The following is a 26396-nucleotide window of genomic DNA, read 5'->3' on the forward strand; positions in this document are numbered from 1 at the left end:
CAGCGCCAGCGCTGCGGTCAGTCGGCGACGAGGGAGAAGGAGCCGGTGGGGGTGCGGGGGGCCGGGTCGAGCGAAGGCTCGAAGAAGGTGCCGACGTCGTCGCCCGAGAGGGCCGAGGCGACCAGGGCCGTCGAGGTGACCAGGACGGCGGTGCCCGATTCCGCCGCCAGGCGCGCGGCGGAGACCTTGGTCGCGGCTCCCCCGGTGCCGACGCCGGCGGCGCCCGCCGAGCCGAAGGTGACGCCGGCCAGACCGTCGCCGAGGGGCACGGAGGTGATCTTCACCGCTCCGGGCTCCTGCGGGGGTCGCGTGTAGAGCGCGTCGACGTCGGAGAGCAGGATCAGCGCATCCGCCCCGACCAGCTGCGACACCAGCGCGGCCAGGCGGTCGTTGTCGCCGAAGCGGATCTCGTGGGTGGCCACGGTGTCGTTCTCGTTCACGATCGGCAGGATGCGGAGGCCGAGCAGGCGGTCCATCGCGCGCTGCGCGTTCGAGCGGTGCGTGGCGTTCTCGAGGTCGCCGGCGGTCAGCAGCACCTGGCCGGCCACGATGCCGTACCGCCGCAGGCTGTCGCCGTAGCGCAGGATGAGCATGTTCTGCCCGACCGCGGCCGCGGCCTGCTGGGTCGCCAGGTCGGTGGGCCGGGAGTCGAGCCGCAGGTACGGCATGCCGGTGGCGATCGCCCCCGACGAGACCAGGATGACCTCGGTTCCGCGCCCGTACGCCGCCGCGAGGGCGTCGACGAGGGGCTCGATCTGACCGGTGTTCTCGCCGCTGATCGACGAGGAGCCGACCTTGACGACCACCCGCCGCGCCCCGGGGATGCCGGCACGCGAGCGCAGAGGGCTTCGGGTCACGACTCGTCCTCGTCGTCGTCCCGCCAGAGCCCCGCTTCCTTCTCGCGGACCAGCTCGGCACGGGCCTCGGACTTCGCGTCCATGAGGTCGTAGTACTCCTCGCGGCGCTGGTGGCTGGTGCGGCGACGCGGGCCGTCCAGGCGCGCATCCGTTCCGCGGGGGGCGGTGACGAGCTCGGCGGTCGAGGTGAGCGTGGGCTCCCAGTCGAAGACGATGCCGTTGCCGGCCCCGATGACCACGGCCGAGCCGGCGACGGCTCCGGCCTTGAACAGCCTGTCCTCGACGCCGAGCTTGGCCAGCCGGTCGGCGAGGAAGCCGACGGCCTCGTCGTTGGTGAAGTCGGTCTGCTGCACCCAGCGCTCGGGCTTGGCGCCGAGGATGCGGTACACGTTGCCGTGCGTGCCGCCCTCGACCTTGATCTCGAACCCGGCCTCGTCGACGGCGCGGGGGCGCATGACGATCCGGGTGGCCTTGGGCTCGGCGGCGGCGACGACCCGCGCATCCTCGACCAGTTGGCCGAGGGCGAAGGAGAGCTGCCGCAGACCCTCGTGGCTGGCGGTGGAGATCTCGAACACGCGGTAGCCGCGGTCCTCGAGGTCGGGCTTGACGAAGTCGGCCAGCTCGCGCGCCTCGGGCACGTCGATCTTGTTCAGCGCGATCAGCTGCGGGCGGTCGAGGAGCGGCACCTGACCCTCGGGCACGGGGTACGCGGCGAGCTCGGCCTGGATGATGTCGAGGTCGGAGATCGGGTCGCGGCCGGGCTCGAGCGTCGCGCAGTCGAGCACGTGCAGCAGAGCGCTGCAGCGCTCGACGTGACGGAGGAACTCCAGACCCAGGCCCTTGCCCTCGCTCGCGCCCTCGATCAGGCCCGGCACGTCGGCGATGGTGTACCGGATGCCGCCGGACTCGACGACCCCGAGGTTCGGGTGCAGCGTCGTGAACGGGTAGTCGGCGATCTTCGGCTTCGCGGCCGACATGGCGGCCACGAGGCTCGACTTGCCGGCCGAGGGGAAGCCGACGAGGGCGACATCGGCGACGGTCTTGAGCTCGAGCAGGACGTCGCCCTGCCAGCCCTCGGTGCCGAGCAGCGCGAAGCCGGGAGCCTTGCGCTTGGTGGTGGAGAGGGCCGCGTTGCCGAGGCCGCCCTGGCCGCCCTCGGCCACGACGTAGCGCATGCCGGGCTCGGCCATGTCGATCAACTCGGCGCCGTCGGCGCTCTTCACGACCGTGCCGACGGGCACGCTCAGCTCGAGCTCCTCGCCGTTCGCTCCGGCGCGGTGGTCGCCCATCCCGGGCCCGCCGTTGGTGGAGGAGACGTGCGGATGCCGGTGGAAGCCGAGCAGCGTCGTGGTCTGCGGGTCGCTGACCAGCACGATGTCCCCGCCGTGCCCGCCGTTGCCACCGTCGGGGCCCGCGAGCGGCTTGAACTTCTCGCGACGCACGGACACGCATCCGTTGCCGCCGTTGCCGGCCCTGAGGTGCAGGGTCACACGGTCGACGAAAGTCACCATTCCGGTTCCCTCACACTCTCTTCGTAGTACTGCAGTGGCCGACCGCCTCTTGGACGGCTCGGCCGGAAAATCAAAAGCAGGGGCGGGCGCTAGGCCCACCCCTGCTCGAAACGACTCGCGAGATTACTCGGCGGCCGCTGCGACGATGTTGACGACCTTGCGGCCGCCCTTGGCGCCGAACTCGACCGCGCCCGCCGCGAGGGCGAACAGCGTGTCGTCGCCGCCACGGCCGACGTTGACGCCGGGGTGGAAGTGCGTGCCGCGCTGGCGGACGATGATCTCGCCCGCGCCGACGACCTGGCCACCGAAGCGCTTCACGCCGAGGCGCTGAGCGTTGGAATCACGACCGTTGCGAGTGGAGCTCGCACCCTTTTTGTGTGCCATCTGCCTTGATCCTTACTTGATTCCGGTGACCTTGACACGGGTCAGCTCCTGGCGGTGGCCCTGGCGCTTCTTGTATCCGGTCTTGTTCTTGAACTTCTGGATGATGATCTTCGGGCCGCGGAGGTCTTCGAGGACCTCGGCGGTGACCTTCACCTTGGAAAGCGACGTGGCGTCGGAGGTGATGTTCTCACCGTCGACGAGCAGCACTGCCGCCAGTTCGATGTTGCCGTCTTTGTCAGCCTTGATCCGGTCGAGGGTGACAATGGTGCCGACCTCTACCTTTTCCTGCCGACCACCGGCGCGCACAACTGCGTAAACCAATTTACGTACCTAACTCTTTTAGGGGCCCTCAAAAGCGCAATCTGCAACGCTTGGAAGTCTTGGCGATTGCGAGAGAAACGCTCTACGCACACCAGCGGTCAAGCTTACTTGAATCCGCGATTTCGGTCAAACCGGGCCAAGTGGGATACTCAGCCCTGTGACCGTGTTGATCGACAAGCCGATGTGGCCAGCCCACGGTACCATCTGGGGCCACCTGGTCAGCGACGAATCGCTGGACGAACTGCATTCCTTCGCCCGCCGCGCCGGCCTGCCGCCGCGCAGCTTCGATCTGGACCACTACGACGTGCCGGTCGACCGGTACGACGAACTGGTCGCCGCCGGTGCGCTGCCGGTCAGCTACCGCGACCTGGTCGTCAGGCTGCGACGGAGCGGCCTCCGAATCCGTTCGAAGGACCGCCCCGCCAAGCACTGAGTCCGCTGAGCCCGCGAGCCCGCCAAGCACTGGGCCAACTGAGCCCGCGAGAGCGGGCCGTGGGCTACTTGTCGTCGACCGGCGCCGAGACGGCGGCCGTGGAGACCCGGCGGCTGCGCCCGCGGCCCTGGCCGGGCTGCTTCGGCTCCGGGAGGGCGTCGAGCACGGAGTCGAGCAGCTGCGTCGCATCCGGAGTGACCACGCGGGGTGACCGGGCGGACTTCGCGACCGGGATGTCGAGGATGGCGACCGGGACGTCCGCCTCGGGCTCCCGCACGGCGGGCGCCTCGGCCGGCGCGGTCGCTTCGGTCGCTGCCGAGGCCTCGGCCGCCTGCGGCTCCGTCTCGGCGTCGCCCCTGCTGTGACGCGACTTGCGACGACGCGAGGTGGATGCGGTGGCCGCCTTGTCTGCCGGCGCCTCGGCGGGCGTCTCCACCGGCGCGGGCTCGGCCGGGGCGGATGCGGTCGGCGACTCGGGCGCGGTGGACACGGCAGGCGCCGCCTCCGCCGCGACCTCGGCCGGAACCGTCTGGATCGCACCCGTGGCGGTGGCGATCGTGCTCGCAGCGATCTTCGCGAGCGCGTTCTTCGCGTCGTCGGTGATCGCGTGGGTGACGACCGGGTTCGACGACGATCCGTTGCCGTGCCCGTTCGACGAGGAGCCGTTGCCGTTGCCGTTCGAACCCGAACCGCCGTTGCCGTTCGAACCCCCGTTGCCGCCGTTGCCCCCGTTGCCGCCGCGCGAGCGCCGGTTGTTCGAGGAGGAGTTGCCGGCCTGCGGGGGCTGGCTCGACTGGCGGTGCTTCACGACCGGGTCGTGGTGCACGATGATGCCGCGGCCGGCGCAGACGTCGCAGGGCTCGCTGAACGACTCCAGGAGACCGAGACCCAGCTTCTTGCGGGTCATCTGCACGAGGCCGAGCGAGGTGACCTCGGCGACCTGGTGCTTGGTGCGGTCGCGGGACAGGCACTCGATCATCCGTCGCAGCACGAGGTCGCGGTTGGACTCGAGCACCATGTCGATGAAGTCGACCACGATGATGCCGCCGATGTCGCGCAGCCGCAGCTGGCGCACGATCTCCTCGGCCGCCTCGAGGTTGTTCTTGGTGACCGTCTCCTCGAGGTTTCCGCCGGAGCCGACGAACTTGCCGGTGTTCACGTCGACCACCGTCATCGCCTCGGTGCGGTCGATCACGAGCGAACCGCCCGAGGGCAGCCAGACCTTGCGGTCGAGGGCCTTCTCGATCTGCTCCGAGATGCGGAACTCGTCGAACGCGTCGCGGTCGCCCTCGTACTTCTGCACGCGGTCGAGCAGGTCCGGCGCCACGGCGGCGAGGTAGTTCTCGATCGTGGCCTGGGCCTCGTCCCCGGAGATGACCAGGCGGTGGAAGTCCTCGTTGAAGACGTCGCGCACGATCTTGATCAGCAGATCCGGCTCGGAGTGCAGCAGGTGCGGGGCCTGCTGCTTCTTGACCTGTTCGCTGATGTGCGCCCACTGCGAGGTGAGGCGGTTGACGTCGAGCGTCAGCTGCTCCTCGGTGGCGCCCTCGGAGGCCGTGCGCACGATGACGCCGACGTTCTCGGGGAGCACCTCCTTGAGGATGCGCTTGAGGCGCGCCCGCTCGGTGTCCGGGAGCTTCCGCGAGATGCCGTTCATCGAGCCGTTCGGCACGTAGACGAGGTAGCGGCCGGGGAGGCTGACCTGGCTGGTGAGGCGGGCGCCCTTGTGGCCGACCGGGTCTTTGGTGACCTGGACGAGCACGGTGTCGCCGGACTTCAGCGCGAGCTCGATGCGGCGCGGCTGGGTGCCCTTGCCCTCGTTGTTCTCGGCCGCCGCATCCCAGTCGACCTCACCGGAGTAGAGCACCGCGTTGCGGCCCCGCCCGATGTCGACGAAGGCCGCCTCCATGCTCGGCAGGACGTTCTGCACGCGGCCGAGGTAGACGTTGCCGATCAGCGACGCGTCCTGCGCCTTGGCGACGTAGTGCTCGACGAGCACGCCGTCCTCCAGCACGCCGATCTGGATCTTGTCGTTCTTGGCGCGCACGACCATCACGCGGTCGACGGCCTCGCGGCGGGCGAGGAACTCGGCCTCGGTCACCACGGGGCGGCGGCGCCCGGCGTCGCGACCGTCGCGGCGGCGCTGCTTCTTGGCCTCGAGCCGGGTCGAGCCCTTGACCCGCTGCGGCTCGGTGATCAGCTCGGGCTCGCGCGGCGTGCGCACCTTGACGACGGTGTTCGCGGGGTCGTTGTCTCCCCCACGGCCCTCCTCGCCGGAACGACGGCGCGAACGGCGTCGGACGGAGGAGTCGGAGGGCTGGCCGCCGCGGTCGTCGCGACCGTCGTCGTCGCGGTCGTCACCGGAACGCGCGTCGCGCCCGCGGTCACCGCCGCGGGGCGGCAGCGGCGGGAGGTCGGGCAGGTCGGGCGCCTGGAAGAAAAGCGAGGTCGTGCTCAGCACCCGTGCGGGCGGAGCGGCCGGTGCGGCGGGTGAATCCTGGGTCGCCCCGGCACCGGCGGCGAAGGGCGCGAGCCCCGGCTCGTCGTCGTGCTGCACCTCGAGCACCGCCGCGGCGGCGAGGGCGGCTTCGGTCTCGACCCCGTCCGACGCAAAGGGCTCGTCCGTCACGACGGGCTCGTCCGTCACGACGGGCGCCTGCGACACGACGGGCTCGTCCGGCACAGCGGGCGCGGCCTGGAACTGCTCATTGAAGCTCGGTCGCGACGAGGCCTGGGGCTCCGACTTCTTCACCGCCCGGCGGCCGCCGAACAGGCGGTTCTTCCTCCGCCCCGCTCCTTCGTTGTTGTTCGCATCCTGGTCGTTGTGTGAATTTTTCTCCACCATCTCTGGTGCAACTCCTTGCCAGCCGGGGGCTCGCGCCCTCCGGCAGGTACTCTCAAGAACGAAGATCCGCGTTCGCGAAGTTCTCCGCCAGTCTCTCCGGTGCGCCGGCCCGGTGATGATCGGGCCCGGTCGCTCTGTCTGTCTTCCGTGTCTGACCGGGTGCCGCGAGGAGCATCGCTCCTGGGCAGCCGGCCGAAAAGTCTTCGTGGGCGGTGACCGTGACGTTCACGGAAACCTCCGTCGATTATCGCACGCATTCCCAGAATGCTCGCGTACCCGCTCTGCAATAATGCGATCGTGCCTGCCGAACCGCTCCCCTACCGCCGACCGATCGGCCTGGCCGTGTTCCTCATCGTGGCGGGGGTGATCGGCTGGTACTCGGCCTTCGATCTGACTCTGGAGCGCATCCAGACCCTGATCAACCCGGACTACGTGCCGACCTGCAACATCTCACCGCTGGTCACCTGCGGGCCCAACATGGCGAGCCAGCAGGGCTCGGTCTTCGGCTTCCCGAACCCGATCATCGGGGTCGCCGCGTTCGTCGCCCCGATCGTGGTCGGCGTGGCCATCCTGGCCGGCGCGCGGTTCGCGAAGTGGTTCTGGGTGCTGTTCAACCTCGGCTTCGTCGGCGCGATGGTCTTCATCATCTGGCTGATCGGTCAGAGCATCTTCGTGCTGGGCACGCTCTGCCCGTACTGCATGCTCGTGTGGTCGGTGGTCATCCCGTCGTTCTGGTACGTGACGGCCTACAACCTCAAGGAGGGCCACTTCGGCAACGGGAAGGGCAGCCGCGAGGTGGCGGCGCTCGTCTACCCGTGGGTGTGGACCCTGGTGCTGCTGAGCTACCTGGTGATCGTGGTGATCGCGCAGCTGCGGCTCGACGCGATCACCGCGATCTTCCAGACGCTCTAGTCGTCCGACCGCAGCCGGACCGTCGCTCTAGTCGAACCAGAGGGCGAGCTCGCGCTGCGCCGACTCGGGCGAGTCGCTGCCGTGCACGAGGTTCTGCTGCACGGCCAGGCCCCAGTCGCGGGCGAGGTCGCCGCGGATGGTGCCGGGAGCGGCAGTGGTCGGGTCGGTGGTGCCCGCGAGCGAGCGGAAGCCCTCGATCACGCGGTTGCCGGCGATCCGGAGGGCCACGATCGGGCCCGACTCCATGAACTCCACGAGCGGCTCGTAGAACGGCTTGCCCTGGTGCTCCTCGTAGTGCGCGGCGAGCAGCTCGCGGTCGGGCTCGATCAGCTTGATGTCGACGAGCTGGTAGCCCTTGGCCTCGATGCGGCGGAGGATCTCGCCGGTGAGGTTGCGGGCGACACCGTCGGGCTTGACGAGAACGAGGGTTTCTTCGACGTACGTGGGCACGGTCATCCTTCCGAGTGGCCGCGGGATGCGCGGCGCGAACTGTCCGAAGACACCCTAGCGGGCCGAGCTAACCGTCTTCCGAGGCCGGCCCGTGCCCGGCATCGCCGCCGGTCGCCTCCTCCGCCGCGCTGGCCTCGGCGGAGCGCAGGGCGTTGTCACGGTCGATGGATGCACCCTTGACCAGGCAGTAGACCCAGAGCGCGATGAAGATGGCGGCGACCACGGAGAGCGCGGGCGCGAAGAAGCACGCGGCCACGATCACGGCCTGCAGCACCCAGCCCACCGCGTACGCCCACCGGTGACGGAGCAGTGCCGCCGTGCCGATGAGCGCGAGGCAGAGCACGGCTCCGCCGCCGAGCGCGATCGCGGGCGGGAGCGCCTTCAGCCCGAAGATCACGAGGGCGGCGAAGAACATGACGATCGACTCGAAACCGAGCACGATCGAGCACAGGCTCTGCCGGACGGAGCCGCCTCTCACGCGCCCTCGCCCTTCCAGCCCTCGGCGGCGGCGAGGCCGATGACCTCGCCCACGAGCGTGATCGACCCGGTGACCAGCACCGCGCCCTTCTCCGTCTCGCCGGCGAGTTCGCGGGCCTGGTCGAGCGCCGACTCCAGCTCGGGTTCGACCAGCACGCGGTCGGCCCCGACGATCCCCACCACGGTCGAGGCGAGCTCGTCGGGATCGATCGCCCGGTCCGACGACGACGAGGTGATGACGAACTCGTCGACCACCGGGTCGAGCGCCCGGACGATGCCCTCGACGTCCTTGTCGGCCAGCACCGCGATCACGGCGATGACCTTGTCAAAGGTGAAGTACTCCGTGACGGCGGCCGCGAGCGCCTGGGCGCCGCCCGGGTTGTGGGCGGCGTCGACCAGCACGGTCGGCTCGATGCCGACCAGCTGCAGGCGGCCGGGCGAGGTCACGGTGGCGAAGCCCTCGGTGAGCACCTCGTCGGAGAGCGCCTGGGTTCCGGCGCCGAGGAAGGACTCGACGGCGGCGATGGCGACCGCGGCGTTGTGCCCCTGGTGCGCCCCGTACAGCGGGAGGAAGTGCTCCCGGTAGGTGCCGGCGAGACCCTGCACCGTCACCAGCTGGCCGCCGACCGCGACGGTCGACTCGAGCAGGCGGAAGCCCTCGCCCTCGACCGAGAACCGCGACTCGGAAAGGCTCGCGGCCCGCTCGAGCTCGGCCAGCGCCTCGGCGGGCTGCAGGGCGGAGACGACCTCGGCGGCGGGCTTGATGATGCCGGACTTGGTGCGGGCGATCTCGGCGACGGTGTTGCCGAGCCGCGCGGTGTGATCGAGCGAGATCGGGGTGATCACGGCGACCTGGCCGTCGGCGACGTTCGTGGAGTCCCACTCCCCGCCCATCCCGACCTCGATCACCGCGACGTCGACGGGGGCGTCGGCGAACGAGGCGAAGGCCAGCACCGAGAGCGCCTCGAAGAAGGTCAGCCGCGGCTCACCCTCGGCGACGAGCTCGGAGTCGATGATGCCGAGGAAGGGCTCGATGTCGCGCCAGTTGGCCGCGAGGGCCTCGTTCGAGATCGGCCGGCCATCGATCATGATGCGCTCGTTCAGCCGCTCGAGGTGCGGGCTGGTGAACAGACCGGTGCGCAGGCCGTAGGCGCGGAGGATGCTCTCGATCATCCGGCTGGTCGAGGTCTTGCCGTTGGTGCCGGTGATGTGGATGACCGGGTACGAGCGCTGCGGGTCGCCGAGCAGTTCGGCGGCCCGGCGGGTGGCCGTCAGCCGCGGCTGCGGGGAGGCCTCGCCCAGCCGCGCGAGCAGGGCCTGGTAGACCGCGTCGCCCTCCTCGACGAACTCGTCGGGAGCGTCGAGACCGACCTCCTCGAAACCGTCACCGGTCTCCTCGGAGTCGGCGGGGTCGTCTGCGGGAGGGCCAAAGTCTCCTCCGAAGAACTGGTCAGACATTCTGGGTCACCGACTTCCGGCTCACGGCGATGATGAACTCGTCCTGGTTGGCGTACTTGCCCGCGGCGACGCGGACGAAGTGCTCGGGTGCTTTCCCGGTGAGGCCGCCGAGCCACTCCGACGCGAGCACCTCACGATATCCGTCCAGCGCCAAGGTGTCGGCGGGGGCGTGGGTCGCGTACGAGGTCGCGAGCGTCTCGCCCGGGATGTCGACCGTGGTCGAGGCCACGGCCGCCGCATCCTCGTCGCCGAAGAAGACCAGGTCGAGATTGATCCGGTCGCTCACGTCGAAGCCGGCCGACTTCCGCACGTCCTGCACGGCGCGGATGACGTCACGGGCCAGGCCCTCGGCCTCGAGCTCGGGCGTCGTCTGCGTGTCGAGCAGCACGAAGCCCCCGTCGGGCAGCAGTGCGACGCCGACGCTGTCGGAGTCGTTGGTCGCGACCAGCGTCAGCTCGTACTCGCCCTCCAGCAGCTGGATGCCGCCGGCGGTGACGACCATGTTCTCCTCGGACCACTCGCCGGTGCGCGCCGCCTTGATGGCCTGCTGCACGGACTTGCCCAACCGCGGACCGGCGACCCGGGCGTTGACGGTGAGCCGCGAGCTGAGCCCGTAGTCGGCCGGAGCCGTCTCGCTCTGCTCGGCGAAGGTCACCGTCTTGACGTTCAGTTCGTCCTTCAGGATCGACTCGAAGGCGGCCAGGTTCTCGGCCCCGTCGGCGACGATCGTGAGCCCGGCGAGCGGCAGCCGCACGCGCAGGCCGTTGAGCTTGCGCAGCGACAGCACCGTCGAGGAGATCGAGCGCACCGTGTCCATGGTGTGCACGAGCCCGACGTCGGCCGGGAAGTGGTTCTCGTTGGGCCAATCGGTCAGGTGCACGCTGCGGCCGCCGGTCAGGCCCTTCCACATCGCATCCGCCACGAGCGGGATGAGCGGGGCGGCGACCCGGGTCACCGTCTCGAGCACCGTGTAGAGGGTGTCGAAGGCGTCGTGGTCGTCGCCGGACCAGAACCGGTCGCGGGAGCGCCGGACGTACCAGTTGGTGAGCACGTCGGCGAAGTCGCGGAGCTTGGCCGAGGCGAGCGTCGCATCCAGACCCTCGAGGTCGGCGGTCATCGACTGCACCAGCTCGCGCGTCTTGGCCAGCAGGTACCGGTCGAGCACGTCCTTCGAGTCGGTCCGCCACGTGGCCTCGTAGCCGCCCTCCTCCGCCGAGTTGGCGTACAGGGTGAAGAAGTAATAGGTCGACCACAGAGGCAGCAGGAGTTCGCGGACGCCCTGACGGATGCCCTCCTCGGTGACCACGAGGTTGCCGCCGCGGAGGACGCTGGAGGACATCAGGAACCAGCGCATCGCATCCGAGCCGTCGCGGTCGAAGACCTCGGAGACGTCGGGGTAGTTGCGCAGCGACTTCGACATCTTCTGCCCGTCGGAGCCGAGCACGATGCCGTGGCTGATGACGTTGCGGAACGCGGGCCGGTCGAACAGCGCGGTGGAGAGCACGTGCATCACGTAGAACCAGCCGCGGGTCTGCCCGATGTACTCCACGATGAAGTCGGCGGGGCTGTGGGTGGCGAACCACTCCTCGTTCTCGAACGGGTAGTGCACCTGGGCGAACGGCATCGAGCCGGAGTCGAACCAGACGTCGAAGACGTCGCTGATGCGGCGCATGGTCGAGCGCCCGGTCGGGTCGTCCGGGTTCGGGCGGGTGAGCTCGTCGATGAACGGGCGGTGCAGGTCCGGCTCGCCGTCGCGGTTCAGCGGCAGTCTGCCGAAGTCGCGCTCGAGCTCGGCGAGCGAGCCGTAGACGTCGACGCGCGGGTACTCGGGGTCGTCGCTCTTCCAGACCGGGATCGGCGAACCCCAGTAGCGGTTGCGGGAGATCGACCAGTCGCGGGCCCCGGAGAGCCACTTGCCGAACTGGCCGTCCTTGACGTTCTCGGGAACCCAGTCGATCTGCTGGTTCAGCTCCTCCATCCGGTCGCGGATGGGCAGCACGCGCACGAACCAGCTCGAGACGGCCTTGTAGATCAGCGGGTTGCGGCAGCGCCAGCAGTGCGGGTAGCTGTGCTCGTAGCTGGCCTGGCGCAGCAGCCGGCCCTGGGCCTTGAGCAGCTGGGTGAGCGGCTTGTTGGCGTCGAAGACCTGCAGGCCCTCGACGTCGCGGACGGCCGAGAGGAAGCGGCCGCCGTCGTCGACGGAGATGATGATCGGGATGCCGGCCGCCTCGCAGACCTTCTGGTCCTCCTCGCCGTAGGCGGGGGCCTGGTGCACGATGCCGGTGCCGTCGGTGGTCGAGACGTAGTCGGCGACCAGGATCTGCCAGGCGTTCTGGGTGCCGTACTTCTCGGTGTCGGCGTAGTAGTCCCAGAGGCGGTCGTAGGCGACGCCCTCGAGCTCGCGGCCCGGGATCGTGCGGGTGACGGCGGCGCGGGCCTCGTCGGCCGAGTCGTAGCCGAGGTCTTTGGCGTAGTTGCCGACGAGGTCGACGGCGAGCAGGTAGTCGGCGACCAGAACGGTCGTGGTGGGGGTGGTGGCGGCCCGGCCGGTGTCGGTGCCCTCCGGCGAGGAGTCGCCCGAGGCGGCTTCGCGCGCGACCTCGGCGTCGCCGGTGCCGTTGGGCCCGGCGGGCACCACCGCGTACTCGATCGACGGCCCGACGGCGAGCGCCAGGTTGGTCGGCAGGGTCCAGGGCGTGGTCGTCCAGGCCAGGGCGCGCACGCCGGTGAGCCCGAGCGCCTCCGCGCGGCTGCCGACCAGGGGGAAGGTCACGGTGACCGTCTGGTCCTGACGCATCTTGTAGACGTCGTCGTCCATCCGCAGCTCGTGGTTCGAGAGCGGGGTCTCGTCCTTCCAGCAGTAGGGCAGCACGCGGTAGCCCTCGTAGGCGAGGCCCTTCTGGTGCAGCTCCTTGAAGGCCCAGAGCACCGACTCCATGAAGGTGGTGTCGAGGGTCTTGTAGTCGTTGTCGAAGTCGACCCAGCGCGCCTGACGGGTGACGTAGTCCTGCCACTCCTGGGTGTACTTGAGCACCGACTTCCGCGAGGCGTCGTTGAACACCTCGATGCCCATCTCCTCGATCTGGCTCTTCTCGGTGATGCCCAGCTGCTTCATCGCCTCGAGCTCGGCGGGCAGGCCGTGCGTGTCCCAGCCGAAGCGGCGCTCGACCTTCTTGCCGCGCATGGTCTGGAACCGCGGGAACACGTCCTTGGCGTAGCCGGTGAGGAGGTGCCCGTAGTGCGGGAGCCCGTTCGCGAACGGCGGGCCGTCGTAGAACACCCACTCGGGCTTGCCGTCGCGGTGGTCGATGCTGGCCTGGAAGGTGTCGTCGGCCTTCCAGAACGCGAGCACGCCCTGCTCGACGTCGGGGAAGCTCGGCGAGGGCACGACGGATGAGAACTCGTCGGAGTCTTTGGGGTACATGGGGCTCTCCTGGAGGGCGGATGACGCTGCTGCCTGTTCCACGAGGACGGATCAGGGCCTGGACCCCCCACCGCGGTACCACCTCGCTTGCGCCCCCGCTCGCGCGAGGACACCGCTCGTTCTCAGGTTGTGACGGACCCGACCCGTCCGGTTCTACTGAGCGCTCTCACGCCGTTCCTCCGGAGGCTCCCCGGTGATCGCCGGTTCACTGCCTTGTTGCTCTCGATTCTACCCGACGGCGGGGTCAGGCCGGGCGGTCTTCTGCGAAGCCGGCGAGCACCGGATGCACGACGCGGGCCAGGTAGGCCTCCAGCGGTTCCCGACTCGGCCCGTCGGCGGCCCAGCGCCCCACCGCTGCGGCCGCGGCGCCCACCACGGCGAGCGCGACGGCCCGCGATCGAAGGGGCGCATCCGGCCCGGTGAGGCGGGCGGCGAGGAACAGCTCGATCGCCTCGGCGTGCCCCAGCGCCCGGGCGAGGCCGGCGGCTCGCAGTTCGCCATCGATGCCCATCACCTCGTGCTGCGTGAGCACGAGCGGCGCGCGCTGGGCGCTGAAGCCGCGGGCTACCGCGAGGAGCGCCTGCTCGACCGCCTCGAGGGGCGGGGTCTGCGGGGGCGAGGCGACCAGGGCATCCGTGAGCGCGACCAGGCTCGCGTCGAGCTCGATCCAGAGCAGGTCGCTCTTGGCCGAGAAGTAGTTGAAGAAGGTGTTGCGGCTGACCCCGGCGCGCTGGGTGATCTGCTCGATCGTGGTGCGCGCGTAGCCGTTCTCGAGGAAGAGCTCGGAGGCGGCCTCCTCGAGCATCGGCTTCGACGAGGCCCGCGGACGGCCTCGCGGGCCGGGCGTCGCGCCCGTGCTGGCGGCCATCGTGCCTCCGGATTGACGGATCGGGGAATAATTAGATCAAGTCCAACAATTAGACTCGAGGTGATCACAGCGGATCACCCCTTCACCCTCCCATACGAGACAGGTTTCGTCGTGCCCCTGCGCCACCGTTCAACGCTCCTCGTGGTCGCCGCGGCGACCACCGCATCCGCCCTGCTGCTGGCGGGCTGCACCGCCGACGGCGGGGGCGCCGGGTCGGGGGCCCCGAGCACGCCGGTCGCGGGCGGCACCCTGACCTACGCCACCGGCTTCGGCGAACCCACCTGCCTCGACCCGCACGTCGGCGGCAACATGCCGCAGGCGCTGCTCGGCACGAACGTGCTCGAGTCGCTGTTCTCGCAGGACGCGGAGGGCGAGATCGTGCCGTGGCTCGCGACGGGCGCGACGCCCTCCGCCGACGGCCTCTCCTGGGACGTGACCCTCCGCGACGACGTGAGCTTCACCGACGGCACCCCGTTCGACGCCGCCGCCGTCGCGGCGAACGTGGCGCACATGAAGGATCCGGCGACCGAGTCCTCGACCGCCATCCTCGCGCTCGGCAAGGTCGCCTCGGTCGAGGTCGTCGACCCCACCACGGCCCGTTTCGTCCTGAACGAGCCCGACAGCGCGCTGCTCGAGTCGCTCGCACAGACCTGGCTGGCGATGGAGTCGCCCGCCGGCCTCGCCCGCGGCATGGAGGCGAACTGCGAGGACCCGATCGGCACCGGCCCCTTCGTCGTCGACAGCTGGACCAAGCAGGACAACGTGACGCTCTCGCGGAACGACTCCTACAACTCCTCCCCCGCCGGCGCCGCCCACGAGGGCCCCGCCTACCTCTCCACCATCGTCTGGCGCTTCATCCCGGACCCCGCGACGCGGTTCGCGGCACTCCAGTCGGGCCAGGTCGACGTGATCGACGAGATGCAGCCCGACAACGTGGTCACCGCGCAGGACGCGACCGCCTCGGGCGGGCAGCTCGGCGTGCTGACCGGAGCCCTGCCGGGGGCGTCGATCCGCCTGGAACTCAACTCGGGCTACGCGCCCTTCGACGACGAGCGCGTGCGCAAGGCCTTCATCGCCTCCGCCGACGTGAACCCGGGCATCGAGAGCCTGTTCTTCGGCACGGTCGACCGCTCGTACTCGGTGCTCTCCTCCTCCACGCCCTTCGGCGCCTCCTTCGAGGAGGACTACGCGATCGACCCCGACCGGGCGAACCAGCTGCTCGACGAGGCGGGCTGGACCGGCCGCGACAGCGAGGGCTACCGCACGAAGGACGGCGCGCGGCTGACCGTCGACTTCCCGATCTCGACCAACCAGTCGATCCCGGCCGAGCAGTCGCTGTTCGAGCAGATCCAGGCGACCACCAAGGAGGTCGGCTTCGACGTCGAGCTGCACCCGCTCGACCTGTCGAGCTGGTACGCCTCGCTCGCCGCGTGGGACTTCGGGGTCACCAGCGCGATCTACACCAAGAACTCGCCCGACGTGATGCGCATCCTCTACGACTCGGCCAACATCATCCCGGCACCCAGCGGCTACCACCCGAACCACTCGCACGTCTCCCTCCCCGAGCTCGACGCCCTGCTGACCACGGCGGGCGAGACGAGCGACCAGGCCGAGCGGGCCGATGCGTACCAGAAGGCGCAGAAGATCCTCGCCGACGGCGCCTACGTGCTGCCGCTGTACGACCACCTCCAGAAGATCGGCTACTCGACGCGGGTGCAGGGGCTCTCGCTGCTGCCGACGCTGCAGCTGCCATATCTCGCCGACTCCTGGATCCAGCAGTAGCGGCGTGAGCGGCGTCGTCGAGGCCGGTACCCGGCGAGCGGATGCACGGGGCTGGGCCCGGCAGGCCCGCGCCGTGCTGCTGCGGCTGGGCGGCGCCGTCTTCGTGCTCTGGGCCGCGGCGACGCTCACCTTCTTCGGCCTGCGCCTGATCCCGGGCGACCCGGCACAGGCCTTGCTCGGAGGCCCCGGATCCCAGGCCTCGGCCGAGGCGCTCGCCCAGGTGCGGGCCGAGAACGGGCTCGACCAGCCTCTGGTGCTGCAGTACCTGGCGCAGCTGGGGCGTCTCGCATCCGGCGACCTCGGCACCTCGTACGCCCAGAAGAACTCGGTGGTCTCGATCATCGGCTCGCAGATCGGCGGGACCCTGCTGCTCGCGGTGCTCGCACTGGCAGTGGCCTGGGTGATCGCGCTCGCGCTGGCGCTCTGGGCGACCCGGGGCGGCCGGCTCGCCGCCGCCGTCGGGTCGGGGCTCGAGATCGTGGCCGCCGCGGTGCCTCACTTCTGGCTGGCGCTGGTGCTGGTGCTGGTGTTCAGCACGACGCTGCGCTGGCTGCCGGCGGTCAGCACGGCGGGGCCGGCCGGGCTCGTGCTCCCCGTGCTCACGCTCGCGATCCCCCTGGCGGGCTTCCTCGGCCAGGTGATCCGGGAGTCGGTGCTCGACGCGCTGGCCGCGCCGTTCACGCTGTCGGCGCGGGCCCGCGGTGAGACCGAGAACGGCATCCGCTGGCGGCACGTGCTGCGGCACGGGGCGCTGCCGGGCATCGCCCTGTCGGGGTGGGCGTTCGGCTGGCTGATCTCGGGGGCGGTCGTCGTCGAGACGGTGTTCGCGCGGCCGGGGCTCGGGCGCACCCTGCTGAACGCGGTGCAGCTGCGGGACGTGCCGCTGGTGGTGGGGGTCGTGCTCGTCGTGGCGCTGGGGTACGTGATCGTGACGGTGCTGACCGATGCGGCCTCGCGGCTCGCGGATCCTCGGGAGCGTGCGGCGTGAGTGTGCTTCCGGAGGCGTCGGTGCCGTCTGGGTCGTATGGGCCGGTCGGGTCATACGGGCCGTCCGGGTCGTCCGGGCCGGTGGGATCGTCCGGGTCGGCCGCGGAGAGGGGTGCGCACCGCGGGCTCCGTCGCCCGCTCGGGCTCGGCGTCGGGCAATGGGTGTCGCTCGGGTTCCTCGTGGTGCTGCTCGTGGCGGCGGTGTGGCCGGGGCTGCTCGCGCCCGGCGACCCGCTCGCGATCGACCCTCGGGCCGCGTTCCTGCCGCCCGGGTGGGGGCATCCGTTCGGCACCGACGAGTCGGGGCGCGACATCTACACCCGGGTGGTGCACGGCGCGGCGCCCTCGCTCGTGATCGGGGTGGCGGCCACCGCGATCGGCGTGGGCCTCGCGCTCGTGCTCGGCATGCTGGCCGCGCTCGGCGGGCGGTTCGTCGACTTCGGCGTGAGCCGGTTGCTCGAGGTGCTGTTCGCCTTCCCCGGGCTGTTGCTCGCGCTGCTGGTGATCACGGTCTACGGTCCGGGCGTGGTGACCTCGACGATCGCCGTGGGGCTGGCCACCGCCCCGGGGTACGCCCGGATCATCCGGTCGCAGACCCGCTCGGTGGCCGCGTCGCCGTACATCGAGGCCGAGGTGGTGCTCGGCACCTCGCGCGGCCGGATCCTGGCGCGGCACATCCTGCCGAACGCGCTCGTGCCGGTGTTCGTGCTCGTGACCCTCGGGGTCGGGCAGGCGATCGTCTGGGCCGCGGCGCTCAGCTACCTCGGGCTCGGGGCCGAGCCGCCCGCTCCGGAGTGGGGGGCGATGCTCTTCGCGGGCAAGAACTACGTGACGAGCGCCTGGTGGATGAGCTTCTTCCCTGGCCTCGTGATCGTGCTCGCGGCGGCGGCTACGACGGTGCTGGGTCGCGCGCTCCAGAGGCGGGGTGTGCGTTGAGCGGGGGTGTGGGTGCGTTCGGCGCCCCTGAAGGTCCTCGATCCGTCAGTTCTGGTCGCTATTCGGAGGGAATAGCGACCACGAGTGACGGGTCGCGGACAGGTGGGGCGGGGGTGGACGAGAGACCTCCGGGGGCGGAGCCGGCGGAGGTGCACGAGGGACTTCGGCCGGCGGACGAGGCACTGCTGCGGGTCGAAGGGCTTCGGGTGGGGTTCGGGCGCGCGGGGTCGGAGGCGGTGGTGGACGGGGTGTCGTTCGCGGTGCACGCGGGGCGGGCCGTGGCGATCGTGGGCGAGTCCGGCTCGGGCAAGTCGGTGACCGCCCGGGCGCTGGTCGGGCTCGCCGGAGCCGGATCGTGGCAGACCGCCACGACACTCGAGGTGCTGGGCGAGCCGGCGCCGCTCGGAGCCGGGCCGTCGTCGCGGGCCTGGCGCCGCATCCGGGGCCGGCGGATCGGGCTCGTGCTGCAGGACGCCCTCGTGTCGCTGGACCCGCTGCGACCGATCGGCCGTGAGATCGGCGACGCCATCCGCCTTCACGCGCCGCTCTCGGCGCGGGATCGGACCGCTCGGGTGCTCGAGCTCCTGGAGGCGGTCGGGATGCCCGATCCGGCGCTCCGGATCGGGCAGCGGTCGGGCGAGCTGTCGGGTGGTCAACGGCAGCGGGCGCTGATCGCCGCGGGGCTCGCCGCCGACCCCGCGGTGCTGATCGCCGACGAACCCACGACGGCGCTGGACACGACGGTGCAGGCGCAGATCCTGGGGCTGTTCGAGACGGTGAAGGCGCGGGGAACGGGGCTGCTGTTCATCAGCCACGACCTGGCGGTGGTCGCGCGGATCGCCGACGAGGTGCTCGTGATGCGCGGCGGGCGGATCGTGGAGCAGGGGCCGACCGCGCGGGTGCTGGGCGATCCGCAGCACGAGTACACCCGGGCGCTGCTGCGGGCGGTGCCCGCGGGGGTGCCTCGCGGGGTGCGCCTGAGCGCGGTGCCGCCCGCGGCTGCCGGGGTCGCGGCGGCCGGGGCGGTCACGGGGGGCGCGCCGGATCTGCCGACCGCGACTGTCACGCCTTCCCCATCTGACCGGCGGGCCGACGATGTCGGCGCGGTCACGGAGGACGCGCCGGATCTGCCGACCGCGACTGTCACGCCTTCCCCATCTGCCGGGCGGGCCGGGACTGACCCGTCTGCCGGGGAGCTTGCGCCGGCCACACGCACTCGACGGGGTGTCTCAGCGAGCGCGACGGCTCCGACCGCGGACGAGAGCGGCGGGGCGAGGGCGGGGGGCGGCGAGGTCGTGCTCGAGGTGCGGGACGTGCGCAAGGGGTTCGCGCTGCCGGGGCGGGGGCGCGGGGCCGTGCAGGTCGCCGTCGACGGGGTGTCGCTCGCGATCGAGCGCGGAACGACGCTCGGGCTCGTCGGCGAGTCGGGGTCGGGGAAGACTACGCTCGCCCGGATCGTGCTCGGGCTCACCGCGCCGGACTCCGGAGAGGTGCGGCTCGACGGCTCGCCTTGGGCGCCCGGCCCCGAGCGGCTGCGGCGGGAACGCCGGCCGCTGATGGGCGCGGTGTACCAGGATGCGCTGTCGTCGTTCGACCCGCGGCTGACGGTCGGGCAGATCATCGGGGCAGCGCTCCGCTCCCCCGGCGCGAGAAACACGGCCGGCGCGGGGCGCGCGGCTGGTGCGGGAAGCGCCCTCGGCGCGGGACGCGTTGCGGGTGCAGGCGCGGCGGACTCGGGTTCGATCACGGGGGCGGGGCGTGCATCCGCGGTGCGGGAGCTGCTGGCCGACGTGGGTCTGGCGCCCGAGACCGCGATGATGCGCCCGATCACGCTGTCGGGCGGTCAGCGGCAGCGGGTCGCGATCGCGCGGGCGCTCGCTCCTGGGCCCGAGCTGCTGATCTGCGACGAGCCGGTGTCGGCGCTGGACGTGTCGATCCAGGCCCAGATCCTCGACCTCTTCGACGAGCTGCAGCGCACCCACGGACTCAGCTACCTCTTCATCTCGCACGACCTCGGCGTGATCCGGCACATGAGCGATCGGGTCGCCGTGATGCGGGGCGGGCGCCTGCTCGAGGAGGGGCCGACCGAAGAGGTCTTCGCCTCCCCCGCGGATCCGTACACGCGGGCCCTGCTCGCCGCGGCACTTCCGGTGCCCGGGCGGCCGCAGCCGGCCTGAGCTCGCCGATTCCGGCCAGTGCCCTGACGAACGGAATGAGAATCGCACCCCCCGAGTGCCAGAGGCACGCGAGGGGCGCGATTCTCATTCCGTTCGGAAGAGCCTCCCCGTTCAGACCGGTCGGCGACGACGCCTCAGGAGCAGCAGCGCCCCCAGCGCGGCCAGCAACCCGCCGCCGAGCGCCCAGCCCCAGACCGGGAAGCCGGTCGAGGCGAGCACCGTCGCCGGGACGGTGAGGGAACCCGAGCCCGAGCCAGACCCGGCGCCCGAGCCGCCGGAACCGGAACCGGCACCCGACCCGTCCGACCCCGTCCCGCCCGACCCCGACCCACCCTGACCCGGCCCCGAACCGTCGTCCTCGGCGACGAGCACGAGATCGTGCTCCCCACCCGGGAAGCCGGCCGGAACCGTGACCGCGGCCGAGACGACTCCGCGTCCGTCGGCCAGCACCGTGCCCAGCACGACCGGATCGGAGTGAAGCTCGATCCGCACCGACTGCCCCGCCCGGAAGCCGCCCGCCTCGATCAGGAGCGCCGCCCCCGGGACCACCTCGAACGTGGCCGGGGCATCGGCCCGGGACAGCTCGAGCGGAGAACCGGTGTTGCCCGCCACGTCGACCGCGCGCACCACGACCGACTCCGGAGCCGCCGAAGCCGCGATCAGCGCGCTCAGGCTGTCGACCCACGTCGTTCCGTCGAGCGAGTACTGCAGCCGCGCGACGCCCGAACCCGCCGAGCCGGCACCACCGGCACGGGCGCCCGGGTCGCTGCCCACCGCCGCGACCCGCCCGGTCGAGGTCAACCAGCCCCACACCGTCGGTGCCGTCGCATCCACTCGCGCTTCGAGCGTCTGGACACCGCTGACGTTGCCCGCCGCATCCGTCGCCCGCGCCTGCACCGCGGTGACGCCCTCGGGCAGCACGACCGGGGATGCGTACGTCGTCCACGCGCCATCGCCGAGCCGGTACTCCACCGTGGGCGCGGCGGCGGTGTCGTCCGTCGCCACGATCGTCAGCGCGGCACCGGCGACGTGCCACCCGCCCAGCCCCTCGTTCGAGATCGAGGCGACCACGATCGGCGGCGTCACGTCAGGGACCACGACGGTCCCCATCAACGATCCGGTCTCCTCGACGTTGCCGGCCACGTCGACCGAGCGGTACTCGACCCGGAACGGTCCGGCCGCGGTGATCGTCACCGAGGTCCCGACCGTCCAGGCGCCGCCGTCGACCCGGTACGAGGTGCCGTCGGCCGCCACCCCCGAGGTCGCGTCGGTCGCGGCCAGGTCGATCGTCGCCGGCCCGGTCGACGCGTCCGCCTCGTCACCGGTGCCGAAGCCGCCGCCGCGGGTCGCCGTGGTGACGGGCGCCACCGTGTCGATCCGCACCGGGAGCGACTGCGTCGGCGCGACGTTGCCTGCCGCATCCACCGCGTCGTAGCTCACCGTGTGCGACCCTTCGCCGATCACCGGGAACGGCGCCGAGTAGGGCGCGCGAGGCGCCCCGTCGACCGCGGCCGACACGGCGGGCGCACCCGCCCGGTCGTCCTGCGCGGCGATCGACACCTGCACCGGCGCGGTGCGGAACCACCCGCTCGCGCGGTCCGGCGTCGCCGGATCGGTCGAGGCCACGACGACGGGCGCCGTGGTGTCGGCCGGAACCGGCAGGCTCCAGACGTCGGCGATCGAGGGGTCGTAGAAGGTGTGGTCGTCGAGGTTCTCGAACTTCACCCGCACCGTGTCACCGGATGCGCGTGCCGCATCGACGAGGATCTCGTACGTCTCGGTCCCCACCCCGCCGCTGTGGGTGAACAGGCGGGTGGCCACCTCGACGCCGTTCACGTAGACCTTGTACTTCTTGGTCTGCGCCTTGTCGTAGGTCTCGATCGAGCGGAGCACGAAGGGCTGCCCCGGCGTGACCGCCAGGTCGAACTCGAACGACGAGAAGTCGGTCAGGTGTCCGGCGTACCGGCGGCTGAGTCCGGCCTCGTCGCTCGTGCCCGAACTGACCGAGGCGGCGAGCAGGTGGGCCCTCTCGCTCGTGTCGTCGCCCAGGTCGATGTGGTCGAGCGCACCGGCCTCGGCGAGCGGCGTGAGCGCCACGCCGAGCGTCAGCGCGGCTGTTGCGTACACAGCGCCCTCATCGGCGAAGCTCGCGGTCAGCGGCACCGAGGCGGATGCGCGGTCGAGCCCGAACGGAGCCGTCACCGGAATCCGCAGCGTCACCTCGCCACCGGCCGGCACCACCGTCGTGGCGGTGTCCAGCGGCGTCGTCCACCCCTCCGGCACCGCGACCGAGAGATGCCCGGCCGCGGGCTGCGCCCCCTGGTTCGCGACGACCGCGACGACCGTGGTGGTCGCTCCGGGGGTGATCGAGGTGGGTTCGAGGGTCACCGACGAGAACTGAACCGGCGAGTCGACCACGACGGCGGAATCCACCGGGATGGTGATCGCGGTGCCCTGCACCAGGTAGGTCACCCGCACCGGGGCCGGAACCGAGCCCGCCAGGCGGTCTGCGGGAACGGTGAACGGGAGTTCGGCCGAGGCCTGGGCACCGGGCGCGAGACCGGTGGCGACCGGGATCGGCGACCCGACGGATCCCCACGATCCGTCGAGGCCGCCGGTGCCGGCATCCGCATCCGCCACGAGTTCGGCGGTCACCGCTCCGAGGGTCGAGCTGCCGGCGTTCGCGACCGTGGCCACGAGCGCGCCCGTCTCCCCCGGCTTGAACCCGGGGCGGCTGCCGACGACGGTCGCCGAGACGCCGAGCAGGGCGGAGACGGTCGCGTCGGCGGCGGTGCGCACCTCGGCCGTCGCCTGGTCGAGACCGGCCCGGGGCGAATCCGCGCCCTCCCGCAGCGATGCGACCCAGCCCTCGACCTCCGCGAGCGCGGGGTAGGCGGCGACGAGCGTTTCGGCCGCAGCGACCTGATCGCCGGCCTGAGCGAGGATGAGCGCCGAGGCGGCCCGGGCGCGCAGGGCGGCGACGAGAGCCGCACCGGAGCTGTGCTCCGCATCCGTCAGCCCGCCGTCGGCGTACGCCGACTCGACGGCCGCGGCGAGGGCGTCGACCCGGTCGATGACCCCGCCCACCGCCTCGGCGCGGTCGTCGACCACGAAGGAGTAGTCGCCCGAACCGACCGTGACGAGCACCTCGGTGCCGTCGGCGGACGCCGCGACCGAGCGCACGCCGGCGACCTGGTCGAGCGGGAGCCCGCCCTCGCTCGCGGCCGCGCGGCTGGTCGTGGGCAGGTGCACGACGGCGGTGGATCCGACCGGCACGTGCGTGGCGAGGGTGAGGCGCGCGCCGTCGCGCTTCCAGTCCGAGCTGACCGGACCGAACGGCGTCTCGGTCGTGGCCTTCGCCCAGGCGAGCTGGTCGGTCACGGCCGGGGCGATCGTGATGTCGCGGTAGCCGGTGGTCTCCGAGCTCCGGATGCCGGCGACGTCGTGGTAGAACCAGTCGTCGACCGTGCCGAGGAAGTAGTGGCCGCGGCTGCGGGCATCCAGCGACCAGTGCTCCCACATGCTCGTCGCGCCGTTCTCGATCATGTAGCCCCAGCTGGGGTACTCGGTCTGCACGGCCACCCTGTAGGCGAGGTCGGCGTGCCCGTACTCCGTGAGCATCGGCAGCAGGTACTTCGAGCCCAGCGAGCCGGTGTTGAGCTTGTCGCCCTTCGCGACGACGTCGGCGGCGAGGCTGTCGGCCACGCGCTGGGCCGTCGCCGCATCCGGGGCCAACCCGAACGCCAGAGCCAGCGCGTTGTGGGTCTGCCGGTAGCCGTTGTCGCCCGATCCGCGGTAATAGCCGGCGGCCTGGTCGAGGAACACGCGGTTGAAGCCCTCCTTGACCACGGCGGCGTTCGCGTCGAACTTCGCGGCGTCGGCGGGCTTGCCGAGCAGGGTCGCGGTCTTCGACATCGAGGTGAGCATCGTGTAGAGGTAGGCGGTTCCGCTGACCCGGGAATCCTCGGGCGCGTTGCCGCCGGCGGGGCTCGCCTCGGGGCTCACCCAGTCGCCGAGGCGGTTGTCGGGCACGACCCCGCCGGGCGAGCGGCCGAACTCGAGGTCGACGTACCGCGCCATGTCGTCGTAGTACTTCGCGAGCACCTGCTCGTCTCCGCCGTACTGGTACAGCCACCACGGGATGAGGATGAACGCCGAGTGCCACGGGGTCGCGACGCCCCACTGGCCCCACTGGTCAGAGCTCGGTGCGATCACGAGCGGGGCCCCGGCGGCGTCGCGGGAGTCGTCGATGTCGCCGATCCACTTCTCGAACAGGTTCTGGGTGTCGAGGTTCATCAGGAACATCTCGGCGCCGACCGCGGCGTCGCCGGTCCAGCCGTTCTTCTCGAACATCGGGGTGTCGGTGGGGATGGAGTGGATGTTGTTCAGCAGCGTGTCGACGACCGCCCGGTGGGTCTCGTTCATGATCCGGTCGGCACTCTCGAACGAGCCGGTCTCGGGTGCGTCGGTGTGCAGCACCTCGGCGGTGAAGGCGCTGAGCGGGGGCGCCTCGGTGCCCGGCCAGCCGGAGACCTCGATGTACTGGAAGCCCTTGTACGAGAACTTCCCGGCCCAGGTCTCCGGAGCCCCGGTGCCGGCGAGCACGAAGCGGTCGGTCTGGAAGCCGTTGGCGAAGCCGCCGTTGTTGGAGAAGTCCACCCGGCCGTCGCCGGTCAGCTTCTCGCCGTACTGGGCGCGGATCGTCGTGCCCGCCGGGCCCTGCGCCGTGAACTTCACGGTGCCAGCAAGAACGCGCGGGAACATCACGCGCCAGACCCCATCGGCGACCGGCACCACCTCGGTGGCGGGCAGCTCCTCGGTGACCCGGATCGGCTGCTGCTGCTGGTTGATCAGCTCGCCCTTGGGCCCCGCGGCCTCGGCGGCGCGGCCCCAGGTGCGGTCGTCGAAGCCGACCGTGTCGAAGCCCGGCTGCGTCTTCGAGGCGTCGTAGGTCTCGCCGCCGTAGAGGTCGTCGAGGCGGGTGGGCCCGTCGTGCAGCCGCCAGCTGTCATCGGTCACGACGTCCTTCGTCGTGCCGTCGGTGTATCGGATGCGCAGCAGCGCGCGCCCGACCGGCTCGTCATGGAACGGGGGGCTCTGCCAGTTCCAGACGTTGGGGTTGGTCATGCCGTAGAAGCCGCGGCCGAGCTCGAGACCGAGGGCGTTGTCGCCGCTGCGGAGCTGCGCGGTCAGGTCGGTCACGGTGTACTGGGCGTGGTCGTCGTAGTCGGTGAAGCCGGGCGAGAGGATCTCGTCGTTGATCGGGGAGCCGTTCAGGCTCACGTTCGCGTAGCCGCCCGCGGCGACGTAGATCTTCGCGTCGGCCACCGTCTTGCCGGCGTCGACCGCGAACTCGGTGCGGAGCAGCGGCGCCGGCGCGACGGCGCCGGTGGGCGCGCGGACGCCGGTGCCCCACGGTCCGCCGCCGTACGCCGCCTGCACGGCCGCCGCCGGCCAGGCCGAGTCATCGAAGGAGCGGGACTGGAAGCCGGTGGGAATGGTCTTGACGGCCTTCCAGGCCGCATCCGTCGTCGCCGTGCTGGTGCTGCCGTCGGTGTAGGTGATGCGGATCTTGGCAAGCAGGCCGGCGGGCGAGTTCGGGCCGTTCGTCGTGCGCACGGCGATGACCGGCGAGTCGGCGCCCTGGAGCGCCGTGACGAACGACTTCGAGTTCTGCCAGTCGTTGACCGCGCCCGAGGTGCGGCCGAGCTCGACGCCGTCGACCCAGAGCGTGTAGGAGTCGTCGGCCGTGATGACGATCTCGGCCGACTTCGGCGTCTTGCCGGCCGGGGTGGGCACGGTGGTGCGGAACGCGCGGTCCTCGGCGGGGGCGTAGGGGGCGCCGGCCTCCGGGGTCCAGATCCAGCTGGCGCCGGAGAAGTCGAGCAGGTCGGCCGCGTCGGTGCGGGCGTTGCCGATCCAGGCGCTGCCGGCCCAGTCGGTTTCGTCGAAGAGGCCGGTGCCGAAGGTGGAGGAGGCGGAGGCGGTGGCGGTGGCGGTAGCGGTGGCCGATCCGGCTGAGGTCACGACGTCGACCGACCAGTCGTACTGGGTCGCGGGGTCGAGGGGGGCGCCGGCGTACTCGACGGCCGTAGAGGCGTCGGAGGCGACCACGCCGCTGTCCCAGACCGTGCCGGCGTCGAGGCCGGTGTCGGCGGGCGCGACCCGGATGCGGTAGGAGGACTGCGTGAGGTCGCGGGCTGCCGAGCTGGTCACCCAGGAGAAGCGGGGGGCCGGCACGTCGATGCCGAGGGGTTCGGTGCGGTTCTCGACCTCGAGGGTGCCGAGAGTGATGCCGGCGGCGGCGGCGTCAGGTGTGGTTGTGCTCGCGCCGGCGCTGGCGGCTGTGCCCGCGCTCAGGGCGGAGGGGACGGCCGACGCCGGCAGCGCGGCCCCGGTGGCCACGAGGCCCAGGCTGAGGATCCCGGCCAGTGCGGCACCGAAGGTGAAGCGGCCGTGAGTGGTTCTGGTCATGACTGCGCTGTCTCCTGCGGCTCGACATTGAGGGAGGGCGGCACGTGCTGAATCGTTTCATCGTGCCGGTTCCGGCGACCGTAGCATGGCCGGCGGAGCC

Annotated in this window: 17 protein-coding genes; 6 read left to right on the plus strand and 11 right to left on the minus strand. The window is 71.4% G+C overall.

Going from position 1 to position 26396, the window contains the following annotated elements; genetic code table 11:
- Positions 1-17: 17 nt before the first annotated feature.
- From proB to rplU, 4 genes are all read right to left on the minus strand, one after another.
- Positions 18-857, minus strand: coding sequence for a glutamate 5-kinase (gene proB, locus AC59HU_RS02515; RefSeq protein ID WP_497221746.1), 840 nt, complete (start codon positions 855-857; stop codon positions 18-20).
- Positions 854-2368 carry a GTPase ObgE gene (gene obgE, locus AC59HU_RS02520; RefSeq protein ID WP_497221747.1) on the minus strand — a complete coding sequence of 505 codons (1515 nt, stop codon included), beginning with the start codon at positions 2366-2368 and terminating at the stop codon, positions 854-856. Before obgE ends, proB begins: the two co-directional genes overlap by 4 nt.
- 123 nt (positions 2369-2491) lie before the next feature.
- The gene (gene rpmA, locus AC59HU_RS02525; RefSeq protein WP_497221748.1) at positions 2492-2752 is read right to left on the minus strand and encodes a 50S ribosomal protein L27; all 261 of its coding nucleotides are present in this window, start codon (positions 2750-2752) and stop codon (positions 2492-2494) included.
- 12 nt (positions 2753-2764) lie between these two features.
- Complete coding sequence (gene rplU / locus AC59HU_RS02530; RefSeq protein ID WP_497221749.1) at positions 2765-3073, minus strand: 50S ribosomal protein L21; 309 nt, start codon at positions 3071-3073, stop codon at positions 2765-2767.
- A 157-nt stretch (positions 3074-3230) separates the two neighbouring features.
- On the opposite strand from rplU, the gene AC59HU_RS02535 reads away from it, so the two are divergent.
- A complete protein-coding gene (locus AC59HU_RS02535) occupies positions 3231-3506 on the plus strand; it encodes a DUF4031 domain-containing protein (protein ID WP_497221750.1) in 276 nt (91 codons plus the stop codon).
- Positions 3507-3570: 64 nt separating this feature from the next.
- Here the strand turns inward: AC59HU_RS02535 and AC59HU_RS02540 are convergent, their stop codons facing one another.
- Positions 3571-6351: an Rne/Rng family ribonuclease gene (locus AC59HU_RS02540; protein WP_497221752.1), complete on the minus strand. Its 2781-nt coding sequence runs from the start codon at positions 6349-6351 to the stop codon at positions 3571-3573.
- Between the two features lie 297 nt (positions 6352-6648).
- On the opposite strand from AC59HU_RS02540, the gene AC59HU_RS02545 reads away from it, so the two are divergent.
- Positions 6649-7263 carry a vitamin K epoxide reductase family protein gene (locus tag AC59HU_RS02545; protein WP_497221754.1) on the plus strand — a complete coding sequence of 205 codons (615 nt, stop codon included), beginning with the start codon at positions 6649-6651 and terminating at the stop codon, positions 7261-7263.
- 27 nt (positions 7264-7290) lie between these two features.
- Here AC59HU_RS02545 and ndk read toward each other — a convergent pair whose 3' ends face one another.
- The 5 genes from ndk to AC59HU_RS02570 all read right to left on the minus strand — a co-directional run bounded on the left by ndk (position 7291) and on the right by AC59HU_RS02570 (position 13940).
- The gene (ndk, locus tag AC59HU_RS02550) at positions 7291-7719 is read right to left on the minus strand and encodes a nucleoside-diphosphate kinase (RefSeq protein WP_497221755.1); all 429 of its coding nucleotides are present in this window, start codon (positions 7717-7719) and stop codon (positions 7291-7293) included.
- A gap of 61 nt (positions 7720-7780) precedes the next feature.
- Positions 7781-8191: a DUF4233 domain-containing protein gene (locus AC59HU_RS02555; RefSeq protein ID WP_497221757.1), complete on the minus strand. Its 411-nt coding sequence runs from the start codon at positions 8189-8191 to the stop codon at positions 7781-7783.
- On the minus strand, positions 8188-9648 hold the full coding sequence (locus tag AC59HU_RS02560) for a bifunctional folylpolyglutamate synthase/dihydrofolate synthase (RefSeq protein ID WP_497221759.1): 1461 nt from the start codon (positions 9646-9648) through the stop codon (positions 8188-8190). The genes AC59HU_RS02555 and AC59HU_RS02560 overlap by 4 nt, the downstream gene beginning before the upstream one ends.
- Positions 9641-13072, minus strand: coding sequence for an isoleucine--tRNA ligase (locus AC59HU_RS02565; protein ID WP_497221761.1), 3432 nt, complete (start codon positions 13070-13072; stop codon positions 9641-9643). Before AC59HU_RS02565 ends, AC59HU_RS02560 begins: the two co-directional genes overlap by 8 nt.
- Positions 13073-13316: 244 nt before the next feature.
- A complete protein-coding gene (locus AC59HU_RS02570) occupies positions 13317-13940 on the minus strand; it encodes a TetR/AcrR family transcriptional regulator (protein ID WP_497221762.1) in 624 nt (207 codons plus the stop codon).
- 111 nt (positions 13941-14051) lie between these two features.
- Between AC59HU_RS02570 and AC59HU_RS02575 the strand changes: the two genes are divergently transcribed.
- From AC59HU_RS02575 to AC59HU_RS02590, 4 genes are all read left to right on the plus strand, one after another.
- Positions 14052-15722, plus strand: a complete 1671-nt coding sequence (locus tag AC59HU_RS02575; protein WP_497221764.1) for an ABC transporter substrate-binding protein — start codon at positions 14052-14054, stop codon at positions 15720-15722.
- 4 nt (positions 15723-15726) lie between these two features.
- On the plus strand, positions 15727-16710 hold the full coding sequence (locus tag AC59HU_RS02580; protein WP_497221765.1) for an ABC transporter permease: 984 nt from the start codon (positions 15727-15729) through the stop codon (positions 16708-16710).
- 161 nt (positions 16711-16871) lie between these two features.
- Positions 16872-17645, plus strand: coding sequence for an ABC transporter permease (locus AC59HU_RS02585; protein WP_497221766.1), 774 nt, complete (start codon positions 16872-16874; stop codon positions 17643-17645).
- Between the two features lie 206 nt (positions 17646-17851).
- Complete coding sequence (locus AC59HU_RS02590; RefSeq protein ID WP_497221767.1) at positions 17852-19822, plus strand: dipeptide ABC transporter ATP-binding protein; 1971 nt, start codon at positions 17852-17854, stop codon at positions 19820-19822.
- 111 nt (positions 19823-19933) lie between these two features.
- On the opposite strand, the gene AC59HU_RS02595 is transcribed toward AC59HU_RS02590, so the two are convergent.
- Positions 19934-26296: a family 78 glycoside hydrolase catalytic domain gene (locus tag AC59HU_RS02595; protein WP_497221768.1), complete on the minus strand. Its 6363-nt coding sequence runs from the start codon at positions 26294-26296 to the stop codon at positions 19934-19936.
- Positions 26297-26396: the final 100 nt, after the last annotated feature.

The sequence above is a fragment of the Herbiconiux sp. 320_LB genome, assembly GCF_059691755.1.

Excerpts from the sequence above, each read along its gene's own strand:
- AC59HU_RS02560 (WP_497221759.1), bottom strand. The coding sequence starts at position 9,648 with ATGTCTGACCAGTTCTTCGGAGGAGACTTTGGCCCTCCCGCAGACGAC.
- ndk (WP_497221755.1), bottom strand. The coding sequence starts at position 7,719 with ATGACCGTGCCCACGTACGTCGAAGAAACCCTCGTTCTCGTCAAGCCC.
- obgE (WP_497221747.1), bottom strand. The coding sequence starts at position 2,368 with ATGGTGACTTTCGTCGACCGTGTGACCCTGCACCTCAGGGCCGGCAAC.
- AC59HU_RS02565 (WP_497221761.1), bottom strand. The coding sequence starts at position 13,072 with ATGTACCCCAAAGACTCCGACGAGTTCTCATCCGTCGTGCCCTCGCCG.
- AC59HU_RS02540 (WP_497221752.1), bottom strand. The coding sequence starts at position 6,351 with ATGGTGGAGAAAAATTCACACAACGACCAGGATGCGAACAACAACGAA.
- rpmA (WP_497221748.1), bottom strand. The coding sequence starts at position 2,752 with ATGGCACACAAAAAGGGTGCGAGCTCCACTCGCAACGGTCGTGATTCC.
- AC59HU_RS02570 (WP_497221762.1), bottom strand. The coding sequence starts at position 13,940 with ATGGCCGCCAGCACGGGCGCGACGCCCGGCCCGCGAGGCCGTCCGCGG.
- AC59HU_RS02595 (WP_497221768.1), bottom strand. The coding sequence starts at position 26,296 with ATGACCAGAACCACTCACGGCCGCTTCACCTTCGGTGCCGCACTGGCC.